The sequence below is a fragment of the Burkholderia sp. AU16741 genome, from assembly GCF_002223345.1.
In the GTDB taxonomy this organism is placed as follows: domain Bacteria; phylum Pseudomonadota; class Gammaproteobacteria; order Burkholderiales; family Burkholderiaceae; genus Burkholderia; species Burkholderia sola.
This window is the reverse complement of the sequence record NZ_NKEZ01000005.1, coordinates 595,067-613,327: the sequence shown is the minus strand read 5'-3', so window position 1 is coordinate 613,327 and position 18,261 is coordinate 595,067. Positions and strand designations below refer to the sequence as shown.

Sequence of the window (18,261 nt, the reverse complement as noted above, 5' to 3'; positions counted from 1 at the left end):
GGCGAGCGCGTCACCACGTGCTCACCTTGCCGATCGCGGCGGCGACGCGCTGCCAGCGCGTGGGCAGCGTCGCGTCGACCTCGCCGGTCGCGGCGTGCGCGCGGCAGCCGCCGCGCTCGATCGACGCGTCGGTACGCACATTCCAGCCGAGCGTGTCGAGGTCGTCCTGCAGATACGCTTCGACGACGGGCAGATCGGCCGGATTCACCGCGAGATGCGGCGCGCCGGACAGCGCGGGTTCGGCCGCGAGCACGTCGCGCACGGCGGCGACCAGCGCGGCCGGGTCGTGCTTCACGTGCTGGCGCACGACCTGTTGCGCGATGTCGAGCGCGAGCTGCGCGAGGTCGGACGCGAGATCGTGTTCGACCGCCGACACGGCTTCGCGGAACGACGCGGCGAGCGTCGCGAGCTGCGCGGCCTGTTCGCGTGCGTCGGCCTGGCCGGCCTCGAAACCCTGGGCGCGGCCCTGCTCGAAACCGGCCTGGTAGCCGAGCGCCTGGCCTTCGACGTGGCCGGCCGCATGGCCTTCGGCGTGAGCGGCGTCGCGCACGCGCTGCAGTTCCTCGGCGAGCGCGGCGGCGGCGGCGGCCGCATCGTCGGGCGGCGGCGGGGGCGGCGGCGGGTCGAACGACGCCATCTCCCACCGCTGGTAAGCGGTGAGGGTGCCCACGCGATCGCTCGCCGAATCAGACATACGCGTCTTCCGCCTTGCCGCCGATCGCGATCGCGCCGCTCTCGGCCAGGTTGCGCACGATCTGCAGGATGCGGCGCTGCTGCGTCTCGACGTCGGACACGCGTACCGGGCCGCGCGCGTCGAGATCCTCGGCGAGCAGTTCGGCCGCGCGCTGCGACATGTTCGCGAGGAACTTCTGGCGCAGCGCGGGCGGCGCGCCCTTCAGCGCGATGATCAGCGTTTCCGACTCGACTTCCTTGAGGATCATCTGGATCGCGCGATCCTCGAGGTCGAGCGGGTTCTCGAACACGAACATCTGGTCGATGATCTTCTGCGCGAGATCGGCGTCGTACTGGCGCACGCTTTCGAGCACGCCTTCCTCGTGCACGCTCGTCATGAAGTTCAGGATCTCGGCCGCGGTGCGGATGCCGCCCATCGGGCTGCGCTTCAGGTTGTCGCTGCCGGACAGCAGACCCGTCAGCACGTCGTCGAGCTCGCGCAGCGCGGCCGGCTGGATGCCGTCGAGCGTCGCGATCCGCAGCAGCACGTCGTTACGCAGCCGTTCGGTGAAGCACGACGCGATTTCGGACGCCTGGTCGCGGTCGAGGTGCACGAGGATCGTCGCGATGATCTGCGGATGCTCGTTCTTGATCAGTTCGGCCACCGCGGCCGAATCCATCCACTTGAGGCCCTCGATGCCGCTCGTGTCGCTGCCCTGCAGGATGCGGTCGATCAGCACGCCGGCCTTGTCCTCGCCGAGCGCCTTCGTCAGCACCGAGCGGATGTACTCGTTCGAATCGAGCGACAGCGCGGTGTGCTGCTCGGCTTCCTTCACGAACTCCTGCAGCACGTCCTCGACCTGCTCGCGCGTGACGTTCTTCAGCGCGGCCATCGCCACGCCGATCTTCTGGACCTCGCGCGGCGCGAGGAACTTGAATACCTGCGCGGCTTCTTCCTCGCCGATCGACATCAGCAGCAGCGCGCTCTTGGTCAAGCCTTCAGCGTTCATCGGACACCCAGTTCTTCACGACGGTGGCGACGATCTTCGGATCCTGGCGGGCGATCGTGCGCGCGTAGTCAAGGTTGCGTTCGTAGCGGTTCTTCTCGTTTTCGAAGCCGAGCAGCAGCGGATCGGGTTCGTCGGCGGCCTTCTCCAGCGCGGGCAGGCCGTCGAGCGCCACCGTGTCTTCCGGCGCCGCGAGCGCCGGCGCGGCCGGCTCGGGCGGCGGGAACGCGCGGCGCATCGCCGGGCGCACGAACATGAAGTAGAGCGCCGCCGCGGCCGCCGCGATGCCGAGCCACTTCGCGGCTTCCTTCGCCATCGCGATCATGTCTGGCTGGCGCCACCACGGCAGGTCGGCGTACGGGTCGCTCACGGTCGAGAACGCGCTGTTCACGACGTTGACCGAGTCGCCGCGCTTCGCGTCGTAGCCCATCGCATCCTTCACGAGCTGTTCGACCTGCGCGAGCTTCGCGGGCGGCAGCGGCTGCATCGTCACGTGGCCCTTTGCGTCGGCGACCGGCTGGTAGTTGACGACGACCGCGACCGACAGCCGCTTCACGCTGCCCATCGGCTGTTCGGTATGGCGGATCGTCTTGTCGAGCTCGTAGTTGGTCGTCTGGTCCTTGCGGTCGCTGACCGGCGTGGTCTGCGGCGCATTCTGGCCGTTGCCGGCGACGATCGGCGCGGAAGCGGGCTGCGGCGGCGTGTTCGACAGTGCGCCCGGCACGCCCGACGCGCCGCCCTGCGCGAGTTCGGTCGAGCTGCTGGTCTGCTGGCTGCGGATCGCGGATTGCTGCGGATTGCCGTTCGGGCCGTAGCTTTCCGACGTCTGCTCGATCTTCGAGAAATCGAGATCCGCGCTGACCTGCGAGCGTGCGTTGCCGGCGCCGAAGATCGGCGCGAGGATCGCGTCGATGCGCTTCTGCGTGTTGTGCTCGACCTGCTGCACGTACTTGAGCTGGCTCGCGTCGAGGCCGGACGCGGATGCGGTCTGGGTCAGCAGGTTGCCGTCCTGGTCGACGATCGTCACGTTCTTGGCCGGCATGTCGGGCACGCCGGACGACACCATCCGCGTGATCGCCTGCACCTGGCCCTCGTCGAGCACGCGGCCCGGATAGAGGTCGACGAACACCGACGCGCTCGGCGCTTCCTTGTCGCGCACGAACACCGACGGCTTCGGGATTGCGAGATGCACGCGCGCGCTGCGCACGGCGTTGATCGATTCGATGGTGCGCTGCAGTTCGCCTTCGAGCGCGCGCTGGTAGTTGATCTGCTCGGCGAACTGGCTGATGCCGAATTTCTGGTTGTCCATCAGCTCGAAGCCGACCGAGCCGCCCTTCGGCAGCCCCATCGCGGCGAGCTTCAGGCGCGTTTCGTGCACCTGGTTCGACGGCACGAGGATCGCGCCGCCGGCATCGGCGAACTTGTAGGGAACGTTTGCCTGCTGGAGCGCGGCGATGATCGCGCCGCCGTCGCGGTCCGACAGGTTGCTGTACAGCACGCGGTAGTCGGGCGCCCGGCTCCACAGCACGAGCGCGGTGATCGCGGCGATCGCGAACGCGACGGCGATCACGAACGGCAGCTTGGGGTTGCCCTTCATCCGCGAGATGCCGGGAATGCGTTCGGCGAAGCCGCCCAGCCCGAAGTCCGCGCCTGCGCCGCCCGCGCCCGGCAACGCGGCGGCCGCGGCGGCGCCTGGCGCCGGGCTGAGGCCCGCGCGGGCGTCTGGGTTGATCAGCGAGTTGGCCTGCGAATCCATGCGTCGAGTTTCTCCGGAGCGGGACGACTGAGCTCGCTCGGACGAGCGGGCGGACAATGACACGATGCGATTATCGTGACCCGCGGCGCACTCCGATCGACCGAAAAGAGCGGGGTTTCCCCCGTACTTTCGCGGCTTTGACGCGCGCCGCGCTGCTATCCTTTTTCGCGATCCGGCATGGTGCGCGTGGTGCGGCGCCGGCGGGTCGCCCGGTGCGTCCGGGTCTCTTCTCTATGTCTGGGGACAGCATGACTGCGAACGTCAGCGGAATCGGTTCGGTGTTGCAACAGATGCAGTCGATGGCCGCGCAGGCGTCCGGCGGCGTCGCGAGCCCGACGGCGGCGCTGGCCGGCTCGGGCGCGGCGACGGCCGGCACGTTCGCGAGCGCGATGAAGGCGTCGCTCGACAAGATCAGCGGCGACCAGCAGCACGCGCTGGGCGAGGCGAAGGCGTTCGAGGTCGGCGCGCCGAACATCTCGCTGAACGACGTGATGGTCGACATGCAGAAAGCCAACATCGGCTTCCAGTTCGGGCTCCAGGTCCGCAACAAGCTAGTGAGCGCTTACAACGACATCATGCAGATGTCGGTTTGAGCGGCCATCCGGCGACGGGCATCCGGCGACGGGCATCCGGGGGCGGGCATTCGGGGACGGCTAACCGGCGACGGGCATCCAGAGACGGTTCCAGGCTTGCACGACGGGGCCGGCGAGCCGGCATCGGACGCCGGCGCGGCGCCCGCGCACCTAAAGCTTTCCAAATCCCTTCCGATAACTCCGGTGAAAGCCGCACCGTGCGACGCACGGCGGCGGCTCCCGACTAGCCAAGGCAAATAACAAGGAGAAGCGCATGTTTTCCCCAGGACACGCTGGAGCCAATGCGTATGCGCGTGTCGGCGTCGAGACCGGGGTGATGGGCGCCTCCCCGCACCGGCTGATCGCGATGCTGTACCAGGGCGCGCGGCAGGCGATCGCGCTGGCGCGCATGCATTTGCAGCAGGACAACGTCGCCGGGCGCGGCGAAGCGATCGGCAAGGCGATCCGGATCGTCGAGAGCGGCCTGCAGGCGTCGCTGAACCGCGACGCGGGCGGCGAGATCGCCGAACGGCTCAATGCGCTGTATGCGTATATCGGCCGGCGGCTGCTGGAAGCGAACGCGCAGGCGAGCGACGCGATGCTGGTCGAGGTCGACGGCTTGCTCGCGACGCTCGAGGAAGCATGGACGGGCATCGCCCCGGAAGTCGCGCGGATGGCCGCGCAACAGGTAGCGGAAGCAACACGATGAATCACAAGGCCGAATACTTCGAGCGTTACGAGGCGCTCGCCGCCGTGTCGGGCCGGATGCTGTGCGCCGCGCGCGGCGCCGACTGGAACGCGTTGCCGGAGTTGCAGGCCGAATTCATGCAACTTGTCGACGGGTTGAAGCAGGCCGATCCGGGCGTCGTGCTCGACGAATCGGATCTCGGCCGCAAGCTCGACCTGATCCGCCGCATCCTGGCCGACGACGCCGCGATCCGCGATCTCGCGAGCCCGGACGTCGCGCGGCTGTCCGCGTTGTTCGAGGCGCGGCGCTCGACCCAGGTATTGACCGATCTCTATCGCGCGCGCGGGTAGGGCCGTTCGCCGGGAAACCGGCGCGAGGCACCCGGCGCCGCACGCGGCGCGCGCTGTTCCCGTGCGCGGCACCGGCGTGCCGCGCACGGATTCGCAACCCGTTGGCTGAGCTGAGCAGGCCCCGATCATGACCGGTATCGACTCCGTTGCGGCCGCGCTGCTGGCGAGCCGCCTCGACAGCCTGCTGACCGGCACCGTGGCGGCGCCCGCCGGCGGCGGCGCGACCGCGCAGGTCGGCACGCCGGGCACCGGCGCGTCGTCCCCGCCGCCGGCCGGCAGCCCGCCCGCCGCACCCCCGGCTTCCACGCAGACCGCGCTGTCCGATGTCGGACGCGTGCTCGACGCGATCTCGCGCTCGGGCGGCGACGCGACGCCGGCGATCGTCGGCCGGCTCCCGTTGCTCGCCGATCCCGCCGTGCTGCTCACCGATACGCCGGTGCCGGCGCGCGCGCCGGCTGCGCCCGGTCCCGCAGCGTCGTCCACGCCGGCTGCCGATCCGGCATCGTCCGCCACGGCGGTGCGCGAAGCGGCCGTGCCGCCGCCGGTCGCGGCGTTGCGCGCGGCGTTGGCGCAGACCGTGAGCGAAAGCGGCCTCTTCTACGAATCCCATCTCGCGCAGTGGCTGGCCGGCCAACGTCCGCTCGCGGCGCTCATGCGCGAGCCGCAGGCACGCCTCGCCACCGCGCTCGCGCCGGCCGACCCGGCAGCCGTCCCGCACGAACCGACCGACGTGCTCGACGAACTGCTCGCGCAGCGCCCGCCGCCGCTGCCGGCCGCCGCGCGGGCCAGCGCGCCACCGCCGGCCCAGGGCGGCGCTCCTGCGCGCGACCCGGGGCAGGCCCCACCGGCCGCGACCCGGCCGGGCGCGTCGTTGCCGCCCGATACCGCCGATCCGCTGGCCGCGCACGCCGATACGCGCTGGACGCCCGCGCGCGCCGAGCTGGCCGCCGCATCGTCCGATCTGCAGGCGCAGCCACTCGCGACGGTGCATCCGGCCGCCGTGCCGCTCGTTCGACAGCAGCTCGATGCGCTCGCGACCGACCAGTTTCGCTGGACCGGCGAGGCGTGGCCCGGCGCGCGGCTCGACTGGACGATCGAACCGGACGACCCGGGCCACCGCGCACCGCGCGGCGGCGGCGACGACACGGGCGACGGCATCGCGTGGCGCACGCGCCTCACGTTGACGCTGCCGTCGCTCGGCACGGTCGATGCGGAACTGGTGCTGAACGGCGCGCAGCTCCTCGCCCGGCTGCGGGCGAACCAGACGGGCGCCGATCGCCTCACGCGCCACGAAGCCGCGCTGCGGCAGCGGCTCGAAGGCTCGGGGCTCACGGTGGGCGGGCTGTCGATCCGCGCGGTCGACGACGGGCCGGACGGCTTCGACCTGTTCGCCGCGCAGACGGCCGCCGCCGCGTATGCGCGCGGCGCGGCCGGCGGCCCCGACGTGCGGGCGCCGGGCGACGATGACGAGGCGCTGCGATGAGCATGACGTCCCGCAAGCGCGCGGCCGCGCTCGTCTACGACCCGAAAGGCGGCGATGCGGCGCCCCGCGTGGTCGCGAAGGGCTATGGCGTGCTCGCCGAGATGATCGTCGCGCGTGCGCACGATGCGGGGCTGTACGTGCACACGGCGCCGGAGATGGTGTCGCTGCTGATGCAGGTCGATCTCGACGACCGGATTCCGCCGCAGCTCTATCAGGCGGTTGCCGACCTGCTCGCGTGGCTGTACGCGCTCGATCGCACCGAGCCCGCGCCGGACGCCGCCGCGCCGCGTTTCCCGTTGCCGCCGTTGCGCTGAACGGCCTGCCGCCGGGTGGCTTCCGACGGACGGCCGTCCGTGGTCGGCGGGATCATTCGGTCGACATGTTGCGTCTATCGGTCGCCATCGGGTCGCAATGCATCCTTTTTTCCGCGTTCGTGCGCGGCGTGGGTCCTACCGGTCCGTACGCGCACGGATTGAGCCGCCTTCCGATTTATGTAATGATATCCATTCTCATTTTCATGTTGCCCGGGCGGCGCGCATTTCCTGCGCGCCGCCCGTCGTTTTGAACGAATGGATACCTTCGCGTGAACGCGCCCGAAACGATCGACCCGCCCAAGACGGGCATGCCGCGCGCCGGCGTCACCGTGCTGCACCCGGCGGGCCGCCCGCTGAACGACGACGAACTGGCCGCGCGCCGCCGGCGCTCGCGCCGCGCGACCTTCATCAAGTGGCTGCGCAAGGTGCACGGCTGGGTCGGGCTGTGGGGCGCGGTGCTCGGGTTGCTGTTCGGCGTGACCGGCGTGGTGCTGAACCACCGCGCGCCGCCGCTGAAGATCTCGACCGGCGAGCCGCAGGTCGAGGAGATGCAGATCGCGCTGCCGGATCCGGTGCCGAAGACGCCCGCCGCGATGACGAAGTGGCTGCAGCAGGAGCTGCATTTCGACGGCAAGCCGGGCCGCATGCGCAAGGAGCCCGCGCAGGCCGTCGCGTGGGGCGACAAGCGTGTGATGCAGCCCGAGCACTGGCAATTCGGCGTGTTCGGGCCGCACCAGAACCTGCAGGGCGAATATTGGGTCGGCAACGGCTACGTGTCGGTGAAGCGCACGGGCAACACGTTCCTGACGACGCTGAACAACCTGCATCGCGGCGTCGGGATGAATCTCGGCTGGGTGCTGCTGATGGATACGATCGCCGGCTCGCTGATCCTGCTGTCGCTGACGGGCGTGCTGCTGTGGACCGAGCTGAACAAACGCCGCACGGTCGGCGTCGTGCTGGTGGTCGGTTCGGTCGCCGCCGCGCTGGCTGCCGGCCTGACCTGATCGACGTTCGCGCCGGCCGCGGCCTGCGCCCGACGGCGAGCGCGCGGCCGCCCGCCGCCGTGGGTCAGAGGCCGCAGGCCGCGCCGCTGTTCGCCGCGATTTCGCGCGCGGCCTTCGCGCCTTCGACCTGCAGGATCGTCGGCAGCGACACGTTGTTCTTCGCGGCGGTGATCTCGGCGAGGATCGAGATCGCGATTTCCGGCGGCGTCCGGCTGCCGATGTAGATGCCGGCCGGCCCGTGCAGCCGCGCCAGTTCCACTTCGCTCAGATCGAATTCGCGCAGCCGCTCGCGCCGCGCCGCGTTGTTGCGCCGCGAGCCGAGCGCGCCCACGTAGAACGCGGGCGTCTTCAGCGCCTCCATCAGCGCGAGATCGTCCAGCTTCGGGTCGTGCGTGAGCGCGATCACGGCCGAACGCGCATCGAGCTTCATGTCGAGCACCGTATCGTCGGGCATCGTATGCACGACGCGCGTGCCCGGCACGTCCCACGCATCCGTGTATTCGTCGCGCGGATCGCATACCGTCACCTGGTAGTCGAGCCCCACCGCGATCTGGCACAGGTAGCGCGACAACTGGCCGGCGCCGATCACGAGCATCCGGTAGCGCGGCCCGTGGATCGTCACGAGCCGTTCGCCGTCGAACGCGAGCCCGTCGGTCGCCTGCGCGGGCGACAGCGACGCGCGGCCGGTCGCGAGCGTCATCGTGCGCGTGACGAGGCGGCCGGCCTCGACTTCCGCGCACAGCGCGGCGACGCCGCTGTCGCGCGTGAGCGGTTCGAGCACGAGCTGGATCGTGCCGCCGCACGGCAAGCCGAAGCGGTGCGCTTCCTCGGCCGTCACGCCGTACTTGAGCGCTTCCGGGCGCGCATCGGCCGCGATGCCGCTCGCGTGCACGCGGGCGATCAGGTCGTCCTCGATGCATCCGCCGGACACCGAGCCGACCACCAGGCCGTCCTCGCGCACCGCCAGCATCGCGCCTTCGGGGCGCGGCGACGAGCCCCACGTCTTCACGACCGTCACGAGCAGCACGCGACGCCCTTCTTCGAGCCAGCGCGCACTGGATTTCAATACATCGAGATCGACGCTTTCCATCATCTTCTTCCTGTTGCCGGGCGACACCGCCGATGCGGGCCGCCGTTCGATGGCGCGATTATGAACCGGCCGGGGCAAGCGTGCAGGCGACGGGGAAGAGGCAAGACGGGGAAGGGCGAGGCGCGGCGGCAAGGAAGGCGGGCAGCGCGGCCCGTGACGGGGCGGTCGGCAGGCGCCGGGCGGATGCATCCGCCCGGCGGGGCGATGCGTCAGAGCGAGCCCAGGTACTGCGTCAGGTTGCGGATGTTGGTGTCATACGCGCTCGGCGAGCCAAGCTCGACGCCGCCGCTGCGCACGTAGTACTCGAACGGCACGGAGCGGGTGCCGAAGAACGGCAGGAAGTTGTCCGGCTGCAGCGTCGTGCCGTTCAGGCCGATCGCCCAGTTCCTCGACTTGTACAGCTCGAGCTCGCGGATCGTCGCCTGGACGAGGTTCGTCTCCGACGCGCGAATCGCGTTGATGTGCTGCGTCAGCGTTTCGATATTCGCCTGGTACGCGCTCGGCTCGCCGACCGAGACGCCACGCGCGCGGACGTAGTAGCTGAACGGCAGGTTGCGCTCGGTGAAGAACGTCAGGAAACCGTCCGGTGCCAGCGTATCCCCGTTCAGCCCGATCGCCCAGTTCTTGCTCTGATAATCCTTGAGCCCCGTAATCGTCTGGTTGGTCGCGCTGATTTCGACCTTCGCCGTGACGTTGACCAATGTATTGCTCATGAAAGACCTCTCAGGTTTTTGTTGAACTTCGGACAGGTGCAGCGACATGCCTCCGGATGGAGGCAATTCAATACCAGCGACCGGATTTATCCGGTTTTATTTTTTAATTAAAAAGATTCTGAAAAATTCGCTTGTGAGCGTGCAATGAATTTCCGTTTGATGAAAAGACGCTTCGATTGAATCGATTGCATCGCGTTGCGCCCGCTGCGGCGCAGAACCCCGTCCGATCGGGGCTGGGCGAGGAACGCGGCCAGCCGACTGAATACTAGTTTGGCCGATGCAAGAGTTCAATGCTGGGCGCGATATTATTTTCTTCTATTTATATTCAATTCAATGACATTTTAGATCGATCGATTTTTCGATCGAAATCGAATATACCGGCATTCGAAAAACGGCAAATGGAAATCGGAATTGACGCGCGGATCGTTGCAGGAAAGGCAACGTGGCGTGATGCGTGAAACAGAAGAAGGGAGGGCGAGCGGGGGCCGGTAACCGGCCCCGCGGGTGCGCACCGTGCCGCGTGCGGCACGGCGGCGATCAGTGCGCGTCGGGGTGGCCGTGCGCGAGCTTCGAGTGGTGCCGCGAGTACAGGAAGTAGATCACGAGGCCGATCACGAGCCAGATGCCGAACGCGGCCCACGTGACGGGCTGCAGGTTCAGCATCAGGAACAGGCACGACGCGACCGCGAGGATCGGCACCACGGGCACGCCCGGGCAGCGGAACGCGCGCGGCAGCTCCGGGTGCGTGCGGCGCAGCACGAGCACGGCGATCGACACCATCGAGAACGCCGCGAGCGTGCCGATGTTGATCAGCTCGGCGAGCACGTTGAGCGGCACGAGCGCGGCGATCAGCCCGAAGAACAGGCCGACCAGCCAGGTCGTCAGGAACGGCGTCGCAAAACGCGGATGCACGCGCGACAGCGCGGCCGGCAGCAGCCCGTCGCGCGACATCGCGAAGATCACGCGCGTCTGGCCGTAGCTCATCACGAGGATCACGGTCAGCATGCCGAGCACCGCGCCCAGATCGATGAAGCCCGCGACCCACTTCTCGCCGGCGACCTGCAGCGCGTACGAGATCGGGTGCGAGATGTTCGCGTACTGGGCCGACGGCACGATGCCGGTCGCGACCGCGGCGACCGTCACGTACAGCACCGCGCACACCGCGAGCGACGCGATGATGCCGATCGGCAGATCGCGCTTCGGGTTCTTCACTTCCTCGGCCGCCGACGACACCGCGTCGAAGCCGATGAACGCGAAGAACATCACGGCGGCCGCGCCGAACACGCCGTTCCAGCCGTGCGGCATGAACGGCTTCCAGTTCGCGGGCGTCACGTGGAACAGGCCGACCGCGATCACGAGCAGCACGACCGACACCTTGATGAACACCATGATGTTGTTGATGCGGGTCGATTCGCGGATGCCGATCGACAGCAGCGTCGTGATCACGATCATCACGAGGAAGGCGGGCAGGTTGAACCACGTGGTGACGCCCGGCATCGCGCCGGGCGCGGCCGTCAGCACGGTCGGCAGCGACAGCCCGAAGCCCTGCAGCAGCGATTGCAGGTAGCCCGACCAGCCGACCGACACGGCCGACGACGCGAGGCCGTACTCGAGCATCAGGTCCCAGCCGATGATCCACGCGACGAGCTCGCCGAGCGTCGCGTACGAATACGTGTAGATCGAGCCGGCGACGGGGATCGACGACGCGAACTCCGCGTACGACAAGGCGGCCAGGCCGCACGCGATCGCGGCGATCACGAACGACAGCATCAGTGCGGGGCCGGCCTGCACGGCGCCGGTGCCGGTCAGCACGAAAATGCCGGTGCCGATGATCGCGCCGATGCCGAGGAACGTGAGGTCGATCGCGCCGAGCGCTTTCTTGAGCCCGGCGGCTTGCGCGCCGGCGATCATGCGATCGACGTTTTTCTTGCGGAAGAGAGACATTGCGGATGAATCGCCGGCACGCGCAGGCGCGGCGCGCCGACTGAGTGAAAACCGATAATTTTAGCCGATTTGGCGTGCACGCCCCGCTGCGGTGCAGCGGCGCGGCGTGAAATCGTCCGGAAAAACAAGCGTTTGCGCGCGAAACGGGTGCGAAGGGAGGGGCGAAGCGGGCGCGGCCAAGCGCGGCGCGGCGGGCGCCGCGTCGCGCGATCGGACGAATGCGGGGCTGGCCGGAGGATCAGGCGCCGGCCGTGGGCGCCATGTCGACGAGCCGGTTGCTCATCACGTAGAACGTGAGTTCCGCGTTGTTCGACAGCCGCATCTTCTCGAGCAGCCGCGACCGGTACACGCTGACCGTCTTCACCGACAGCGACAGCGTGTTCGCGATATCGGTGAGCCGCTTGCCCGACGCGAGCATGCAGAGCGTCTGGTATTCGCGATCGGACAGCTTCTCGTGCGGCAGCGGTTCGTTCTCGAACGACACGTATTCGGCGAGCGCCTCGGCCATCGCGGGGCTCACGTACTTGCGGCCGGCCGCGACCTGCTGGATCGCGTTGATCATCTGCGCGGCGTTGACCGTCTTCGACAGGTAGCCGGCCGCGCCGGCCTTCAGCGCGCGCACCGCGTACTGGTCCTCGCGGTACATCGAGAACATCAGCACTGGCGTGCGCGTCAGCTTGCGCTTGAGGCGCTTGAGCACCTCGATGCCGTTCGTGTCGGGCAGCGAGATGTCGAGCAGGATCACGTCGAATTCCTGCTTGTCGACGGCGGCCATCGCGTCGCCGCCGTTCTCGGCCTCGGTCACGTCGCGCGCGATGCCGCGGTCGATCAGCAACTGGCGGATCCCTTGCCGGACGATCGCGTGATCGTCCACGAGCAGGATGTTCAGGCTCATCGCGACCTCACGAAAGCGACGCGCGGCGTGCCGCGACCGGCACCGCGAGCAGCGAATCCCACGCGAAGCGTGCGGTGACGCGCGTGCCGCGGCCGGTGGCCGGCGTGGCCGCCTCGAAGCTGCCGCCGAACGCCTCGCAGCGGGCGCGCATGCCGGCCAGGCCGTAGCCGTTGCGGCGGTGCCGGGCGAAACCGGTCCCATCGTCGGCGACACTCAGCGACAGGTGCGTGCCGTCGGTGGCGATCCGGACGTCGACCGACGTCGCGCGGGCGTGTTTCGCGACGTTCGACAACGCTTCCTGCGCGACGCGGAACACCGCGAGCGCGCTCGCGCCGGCAAGCTGCGTCAGGCGGGCGTCGGCCGCGCACACGAAGCTCGTGCGCAGGCCCGTGCGGGCCGCATGGGTGTCGATCCACGACGCCAGCGTGCCGACCATGCCGGCGTCCAGCGCCGGCGTGTCGCGCTCGTCGATGAGGCGGCGATTCGCGTCGGTCGCGGCGTCGAGCGCCTGCTGCGCCAGCGCCAGCGCGCGCAGGCAGCCTTCCGGCGCATCGGCCGGCAGCCACGTTTGAACGTTTGCGAGTGCGAAGCGGGCGGCGGTCAATTCGGCGCCGAGCCCGTCATGCAGTTCGCCGGCCAGATGGCGGCGAGCCGCTTCGTCGGCGGCGAGAAGCTGGGCGGAAAGTGCCGCGATCCGTGCGGCGGACGCGTCGCGTTTCGACGCGGCGTCGGCCATCGGCGGAGTAGCAGCGCGGCCAGGCATGCGCTGCCGCGACGGGAACGGGGCGTGGGCGCCCGAGGGCGCGTTAAGCGACGTATCCATGACTCTCCCTGCTGTCAGAAAGCGGTTCAGACACCGGCTGGCTGCGTGGGCTGGCTGCCGTTTAGATGACGGTCGCCGCCGGAAAATCGCTCCATGCCGAAGTAACAAAAGTTACGTCTTGTAACACTTGCATCCGACCCTTTCACGCTCATCCGAACGGCAACCACGCGCGCCGAATAATATCTCAAAATTTCCGAAAAGGTCATGTCAGGCGGACATTTAAGGGTAAATGTGAATAATCGGAATGAAGGTGTTGTAGGAAAAACACTGACACCCGACCGCCCGGGGACGGCGTATCCAAATGTAACTATTTGAGATGGAATGGTCCCAGTTTGTTACGAATTCGCCAAGTCCGGACGAAAAAAAACCGGAGCTTTCGCTCCGGTTCTTGATGCGGCACAAATTCGGGGATCGATCAGTCCACGAACGCACGTTCGATCACGTAGTGGCCCGGCGCGCTGTTCTTGCCTTCGACGAGGCCGGCTTGCTTCAGCAGCTCGGTCGTGTCCTTCAGCATCGCGGTGCTGCCGCACAGCATCACGCGGTCGTTTTCCGGCGAGAACGCCGGCACGCCGAGATCCGTGAACAGCTTGCCCGTCGCGATCAGGTCGGTGATCCGGCCCTCGTTGTCGAACGCTTCGCGCGTGACCGTCGGGTAGTAGACGAGCTTTTCCTTGATGATGTCGCCCAGGTACTCGTGGCCCGGCAGGTCGTGCTTGATGTAGTCCATGTACGCGAGCTCGCCCTTCAGGCGGCACGTGTGGGTCAGGATCACCTTGTCGAAGCGGTCGTAGATGTCCGGATCGCGGATGATCGACATGAACGGCGCGAGGCCCGTGCCCGTCGACAGCATCCACAGCGTCTTGCCCGGCAGGAGGTTGTCGGCGACCAGCGTGCCCGTCGGCTTCTTGCCGATCAGCACCGTGTCGCCCACCTTCAGGTGTTGCAGGCGCGACGTCAGCGGGCCGTCCTGCACCTTGATGCTGAAGAATTCGAGATGCTCTTCGTAGTTCGGGCTGACGATCGAGTAGGCGCGCGCGAGCGGCTTGCCGTCGACTTCCAGGCCGACCATCGTGAATTCGCCGTTGTTGAAGCGCAGGCTCGCCTCACGGGTGCAGGTGAAGCTGAAAAGCGTGTCGGTCCAGTGATGGACGGATTGGACGGTGGCGGTGTCGTATTTGCTCATGGCTTTGAAAACGGACGCGCGTGGCGAACGCGTGTAACGGGCCCAAAAAATGGGCAAAAACCGAGTGCGACGGCCCGATCGCGAATCGGCCGGCCGGCGCGCGTCGGACGCGCGCCTTCTCGATGACAGACGTTTGAGGAACTCGTTATTTTACCCTGTCGACGCGGATCGCGGGCTTGACCCCCGCGGCTGCGCGGATTTGGCGCAACACATCCTTTCAATAGGCCTTCGGTGGCCGGCCGCGCGTGGTGCGGCGAATGCGGCGGGCGCCGGCGGCGCCGTGACGGGCGGGCGCGCGGCCTGCCGCGGGCGTTATTTCGGATCGAGGCGCAGGCGCGCGATGTATGGCAGGTGGTCCGACAGCCACGCGGCTTCGCCGGACGGCGCGCGCCATTCGAGCGGCGTCAGGCCGCGCACGAACATCTTGTCGAGCGCGAGCGCCGGCGAGAACGCGGGGAACGTGCGGCCCGATTCGCCGAGCAGCGTCGCGACCTCGGACAGCCCGATCTCGCCGAACAGCGCGACCGAATCGTTGCGCCAGTCGTTGAAGTCGCCGGCGAGCATCAGCGGGCCGTCGCCCGCGTTGCGCACGATCCAGTGCGCGATCCAGTGCATCTGGCGCAGCCGCGCGGCGCGCGTGAGCGCGAGGTGCGCGCACAGCAGCGTGACCGGTCGGGCGCCCGCGAGCGTCGCGCGCGCGACCAGCAGCCCGCGCCGCTCGAAGCGGTGCGCGGAGATGTCCCAGCGGCCGCCGAGGTCGAGCGGATGCGGCGACAGGATCGCGTTGCCGTGCCGCCACGACGGCTTGAACACGTTCGGCCCGAGCGCGATCTGCCAGTCGAGCGCCTGCGCGATCTCGGTGGCCTGGCAATGCCACACGTCGTCGACCGTGTCGTCCATCGGCGCGCCGAAGCCCGCTGCGAGCATCGGGCGCGGCATGCGGCGCGCCATCGCTTCCTGCAGGAAATACACGTCGGCGTGAGTCGACTGCATCCAGTCGCGCATCGCGTTCCACGCGGTGAAGCCGAGCGGCGAGCGCCCTTTGTGCAGGTTCCAGCTGACGGCGGTGATTTCGTCGGGCGCGGCGTGCGGCTCGGCGAACGGCAAGGAGAGGGCATCGGCGGACATGACGTTCAGTCCTTCGCGACGTGCGCCCGCACGCGGTACACGAGATGCGGATGCTGCTCGACGAGCGTCCAGTCGGTCCAGGCGTCGCCGCCGACCGCCAGGCCGGGGTGGCTCGCGACGATTTGCCGCGGCGACGCCGGCACGCACGGATCGCTGCGCGTCGCGTTTTCGTCGTCGAGCGTTTCCTGCACGTCGAGCCCGAGCGACACGGTGTTCGCGCTGGCGTCGACGGCGAGCGGGGCGACCGTCACCGAGCGCGAGCGCTCGGTCGGCACGACGCGCGCGGCATTGCCGCAGCCCACCGGCACGGCGGCCGGGTAGCGATGGGTATCGGTGCGGGACTGGCCCACGGTGGTGTTTTGCTGGAACGTGTCGATCGTCTGACCGTCGCGCACCACCTGGATTTCCCATGCGACGACGGCCGGCGCGGGGCTCTGCGCATGGGCGGCGAGCACGACGCTCGCAAGCAGGACGGCCAGGCCGTGTTTCAGCATGAAACGTCTCCGGAAACGCGGGATAGCGGGGAACGGACGCACATCTTACGCCCGATCGATTTCGGTCGCGATGTGACGGGGCGTGCCGCGACAGGTTCGCAGCACGATCCGGTCCTGCTCGACAGGTAGGGCCGCGTCATGCGTTTTCAAGCGAAAAAGCGCGCGAACTCCGCGACGCTCGCGCGCTCGGTGACGAGGCGGTTCTCGATCGCGTCGGGGTCCGCCTGGCCGAGCGACATCCCGCAGACGAGCAGCTCGTTGGCGGGAATGTCGAGATGTTCGGCGACGATCCGGTGAAACGGCACGAACGCGGCTTGCGGGCAGGTATCGAGGCCGCGGGCGCGCGCGGCCGTCATCACGCCTTGCAGGAACATCCCGCAATCGAGCCACGCGCCATGTGTCATGACCCGGTCCAGCGTGAAGAACAGCGCGACCGGCGCATCGAAGAAACGGAAATTGCGCGCGTGCTGCGCATGCATGCGCGCCTTCTCGTCGCGGCCGATGTTCAACAGGCCGTACAGGTCCCAGCCGACCTTGCGGCGCCGGTCGATATACGGCGACACCCATTCGCGCGGGTAGTAGTCGTATTCGGCGACGTATTTCTCGTCGCGCGCGGGGTCGTCGTAGGCCGCGGTGAGCGCGGCGGCGAGCGCGTCGCGCGTGGCGCCCGTCGCGACGTACACGCGCCACGGCTGGATGTTGGTGCCCGACGGCGCGCGGCTCGCGGCTTCGAGGATCGCCTCGATCGTGTCGCGCGGCACGGGCGTCGGCAGGAACGCGCGGACCGCGCGGCGCGACTTGAGCGCGGCGTCGACGGCCTCGACGGAACGGATCGCGTCGGAATCGACGCGCGGGGAAGCAGCGTGGACGGGCATCGGCATACCTTCGGGCGGCGAGGCGTCAGGCGAGGTGCGGGGCTGTGTGCGGGCGATGCGCGGGCCCGATCGGCGAGCCCGGCGCGTGCGTCGTGAACGTTCGATCATACGCCGCGGCGCGCGGCCGTGCAGCGGGCGCGCGCTGTTAGCAGCAGAGTGCTCCGGCTGCTTGCTTGCACGGCGATGCGGGATCGTTACACTGAAATCGTAAGGGTCTGATGACCGTGTGACGGCAAGTGCAGCGAGGTGGGTATGACGACGGCGATGGTGAAACAGGAACTGGCGGTGGCGTCCTTCAGCACGGTGTACGACCTCGAGCAGGTCGAGACGGCGCTGGGCGACCTGAACGAGAGCGCGAGCGACGCGCTGCGCTCGACCTACGAGCGGATGCTCAAGACGGGGAATCTGCGCTTCTGCGTGAAGCCGAACCGGATGCCGTCGTTCGACGCGCTCGGCGAGGCGTTGCCGAATTTCGGCGAGCCGCTCGACGACGTGCGCAAGCAGATCGCCCTGTGTCTCGAGACGGACGACCGGCTCGAACTGATGCCGATCCTGCTGCTCGGGCCGCCCGGGATCGGCAAGACGCATTTCGCGAAGGCGCTCGCGCAGTTGCTCGGCACCGCGTACCACTACGTACCGATGAGTTCGCTGACGGCCGGCTGGATCCTGTCGGGCGCGTCGTCGCAATGGAAGAACGCGAAGCCCGGCAAGGTGTTCGACGCGCTCGTGAACGGCAGCTACGCGAACCCGGTGATCGCGGTCGACGAGATCGACAAGGCCGGCAGCGATGCGCAATACGATCCGCTCGGCGCGCTGTATGCGTTGCTCGAGCACGACACCGCGCGCGCGTTCGTCGACGAATTCGCGGAAGTGCCGATCAACGCGGGCAACGTGATCTGGATCGCGACCGCGAACGACGCGCACGCGATTCCGGAGCCGCTGCTCAACCGGATGAACGTGTACGAGATCGCGGCGCCCGATGCGGCCGGCGCGCGCCGGATCGCGCAGACGATCTACGACGAGATCCGCACGTCGCATGCGTGGGGGCGGCGCTTCCCCGAGACGCTCGGCGACGATGCGCTCGACGTGCTGGCCGCGACGCCGCCGCGCACGATGCGCCGCGCGCTGCTGCACGCGTTCGGCGCCGCGCGGCTCGACGGCCGCGACGCGATCGGGCCGGCCGACATCCGCGCCGACGAAGGCGCGGCGAAGCGCCGCCCGATCGGCTTCTGACGCCGCCCCGCGCGCACCGCTGCGGCGTGCGCGC

19 protein-coding genes are annotated in these 18,261 nt (G+C 68.6%); 7 read left to right on the top strand and 12 right to left on the bottom strand.

Translation table 11 applies throughout. The features are described from left to right. Positions 1-10 precede the first annotated feature (10 nt). The 3 genes from fliH to fliF are packed head-to-tail and all read right to left on the bottom strand — an operon-like array spanning position 11 to position 3,435. Positions 11-694 (bottom strand): flagellar assembly protein FliH, encoded by a 684-nt coding sequence (gene fliH, locus CFB89_RS16085; RefSeq protein ID WP_089468705.1) that lies wholly within the window; start codon positions 692-694, stop codon positions 11-13. Next, entirely contained in the window at positions 687-1,682 is a 996-nt protein-coding gene (fliG, locus tag CFB89_RS16080; RefSeq protein WP_089468704.1) for a flagellar motor switch protein FliG, read from the bottom strand. Before fliG ends, fliH begins: the two co-directional genes overlap by 8 nt. Further along, entirely contained in the window at positions 1,672-3,435 is a 1,764-nt protein-coding gene (fliF, locus tag CFB89_RS16075; protein WP_089468703.1) for a flagellar basal-body MS-ring/collar protein FliF, read from the bottom strand. Before fliF ends, fliG begins: the two co-directional genes overlap by 11 nt. A gap of 248 nt (positions 3,436-3,683) precedes the next feature. On the opposite strand from fliF, the gene fliE reads away from it, so the two are divergent. From fliE to CFB89_RS16040, 6 genes are all read left to right on the top strand, one after another. Next, positions 3,684-4,028: a flagellar hook-basal body complex protein FliE gene (gene fliE / locus CFB89_RS16065; protein ID WP_006486991.1), complete on the top strand. Its 345-nt coding sequence runs from the start codon at positions 3,684-3,686 to the stop codon at positions 4,026-4,028. Between the two features lie 253 nt (positions 4,029-4,281). Beyond that, a complete protein-coding gene (gene fliS, locus CFB89_RS16060; protein WP_089468702.1) occupies positions 4,282-4,716 on the top strand; it encodes a flagellar export chaperone FliS in 435 nt (144 codons plus the stop codon). Further along, positions 4,713-5,045, top strand: a complete 333-nt coding sequence (locus CFB89_RS16055) for a flagellar protein FliT (protein ID WP_089468701.1) — start codon at positions 4,713-4,715, stop codon at positions 5,043-5,045. The genes fliS and CFB89_RS16055 overlap by 4 nt, the downstream gene beginning before the upstream one ends. Positions 5,046-5,172: 127 nt before the next feature. Beyond that, a complete protein-coding gene (locus CFB89_RS16050) occupies positions 5,173-6,528 on the top strand; it encodes a flagellar hook-length control protein FliK (RefSeq protein WP_089468700.1) in 1,356 nt (451 codons plus the stop codon). Beyond that, positions 6,525-6,842, top strand: coding sequence for an EscU/YscU/HrcU family type III secretion system export apparatus switch protein (locus tag CFB89_RS16045; protein WP_059583955.1), 318 nt, complete (start codon positions 6,525-6,527; stop codon positions 6,840-6,842). Before CFB89_RS16050 ends, CFB89_RS16045 begins: the two co-directional genes overlap by 4 nt. Positions 6,843-7,111: 269 nt before the next feature. Then, a complete protein-coding gene (locus CFB89_RS16040; protein WP_089468699.1) occupies positions 7,112-7,846 on the top strand; it encodes a PepSY-associated TM helix domain-containing protein in 735 nt (244 codons plus the stop codon). Positions 7,847-7,910: 64 nt separating this feature from the next. Here CFB89_RS16040 and CFB89_RS16035 read toward each other — a convergent pair whose 3' ends face one another. The 9 genes from CFB89_RS16035 to CFB89_RS15995 form a co-directional block, all read right to left on the bottom strand. Then, positions 7,911-8,936 (bottom strand): XdhC family protein, encoded by a 1,026-nt coding sequence (locus CFB89_RS16035; protein WP_089468806.1) that lies wholly within the window; start codon positions 8,934-8,936, stop codon positions 7,911-7,913. 209 nt (positions 8,937-9,145) lie between these two features. Then, entirely contained in the window at positions 9,146-9,649 is a 504-nt protein-coding gene (locus CFB89_RS16030) for a hypothetical protein (protein WP_089468698.1), read from the bottom strand. Positions 9,650-10,186: 537 nt separating this feature from the next. Next, positions 10,187-11,593: an amino acid permease gene (locus CFB89_RS16025; protein WP_089468697.1), complete on the bottom strand. Its 1,407-nt coding sequence runs from the start codon at positions 11,591-11,593 to the stop codon at positions 10,187-10,189. 238 nt (positions 11,594-11,831) lie between these two features. After that, on the bottom strand, positions 11,832-12,488 hold the full coding sequence (rqpR, locus tag CFB89_RS16020) for a response regulator transcription factor RqpR (RefSeq protein ID WP_089468696.1): 657 nt from the start codon (positions 12,486-12,488) through the stop codon (positions 11,832-11,834). A 7-nt stretch (positions 12,489-12,495) separates the two neighbouring features. Further along, a complete protein-coding gene (gene rqpS, locus CFB89_RS16015; protein ID WP_089468695.1) occupies positions 12,496-13,311 on the bottom strand; it encodes a quorum system sensor histidine kinase RqpS in 816 nt (271 codons plus the stop codon). A gap of 415 nt (positions 13,312-13,726) precedes the next feature. Further along, entirely contained in the window at positions 13,727-14,497 is a 771-nt protein-coding gene (locus CFB89_RS16010; protein WP_050014236.1) for a ferredoxin--NADP reductase, read from the bottom strand. Positions 14,498-14,809: 312 nt separating this feature from the next. Continuing rightward, positions 14,810-15,625, bottom strand: a complete 816-nt coding sequence (locus CFB89_RS16005) for an endonuclease/exonuclease/phosphatase family protein (protein WP_089468694.1) — start codon at positions 15,623-15,625, stop codon at positions 14,810-14,812. A 5-nt stretch (positions 15,626-15,630) separates the two neighbouring features. Next, entirely contained in the window at positions 15,631-16,119 is a 489-nt protein-coding gene (locus CFB89_RS16000; RefSeq protein ID WP_089468693.1) for a hypothetical protein, read from the bottom strand. Between the two features lie 146 nt (positions 16,120-16,265). After that, complete coding sequence (locus CFB89_RS15995) at positions 16,266-16,994, bottom strand: nitroreductase (RefSeq protein WP_089468805.1); 729 nt, start codon at positions 16,992-16,994, stop codon at positions 16,266-16,268. 252 nt (positions 16,995-17,246) lie between these two features. Here CFB89_RS15995 and CFB89_RS15990 point away from each other — a divergent pair, with 252 nt between their 5' ends. After that, complete coding sequence (locus tag CFB89_RS15990) at positions 17,247-18,227, top strand: AAA family ATPase (protein WP_089468692.1); 981 nt, start codon at positions 17,247-17,249, stop codon at positions 18,225-18,227. Positions 18,228-18,261 lie beyond the last annotated feature (34 nt).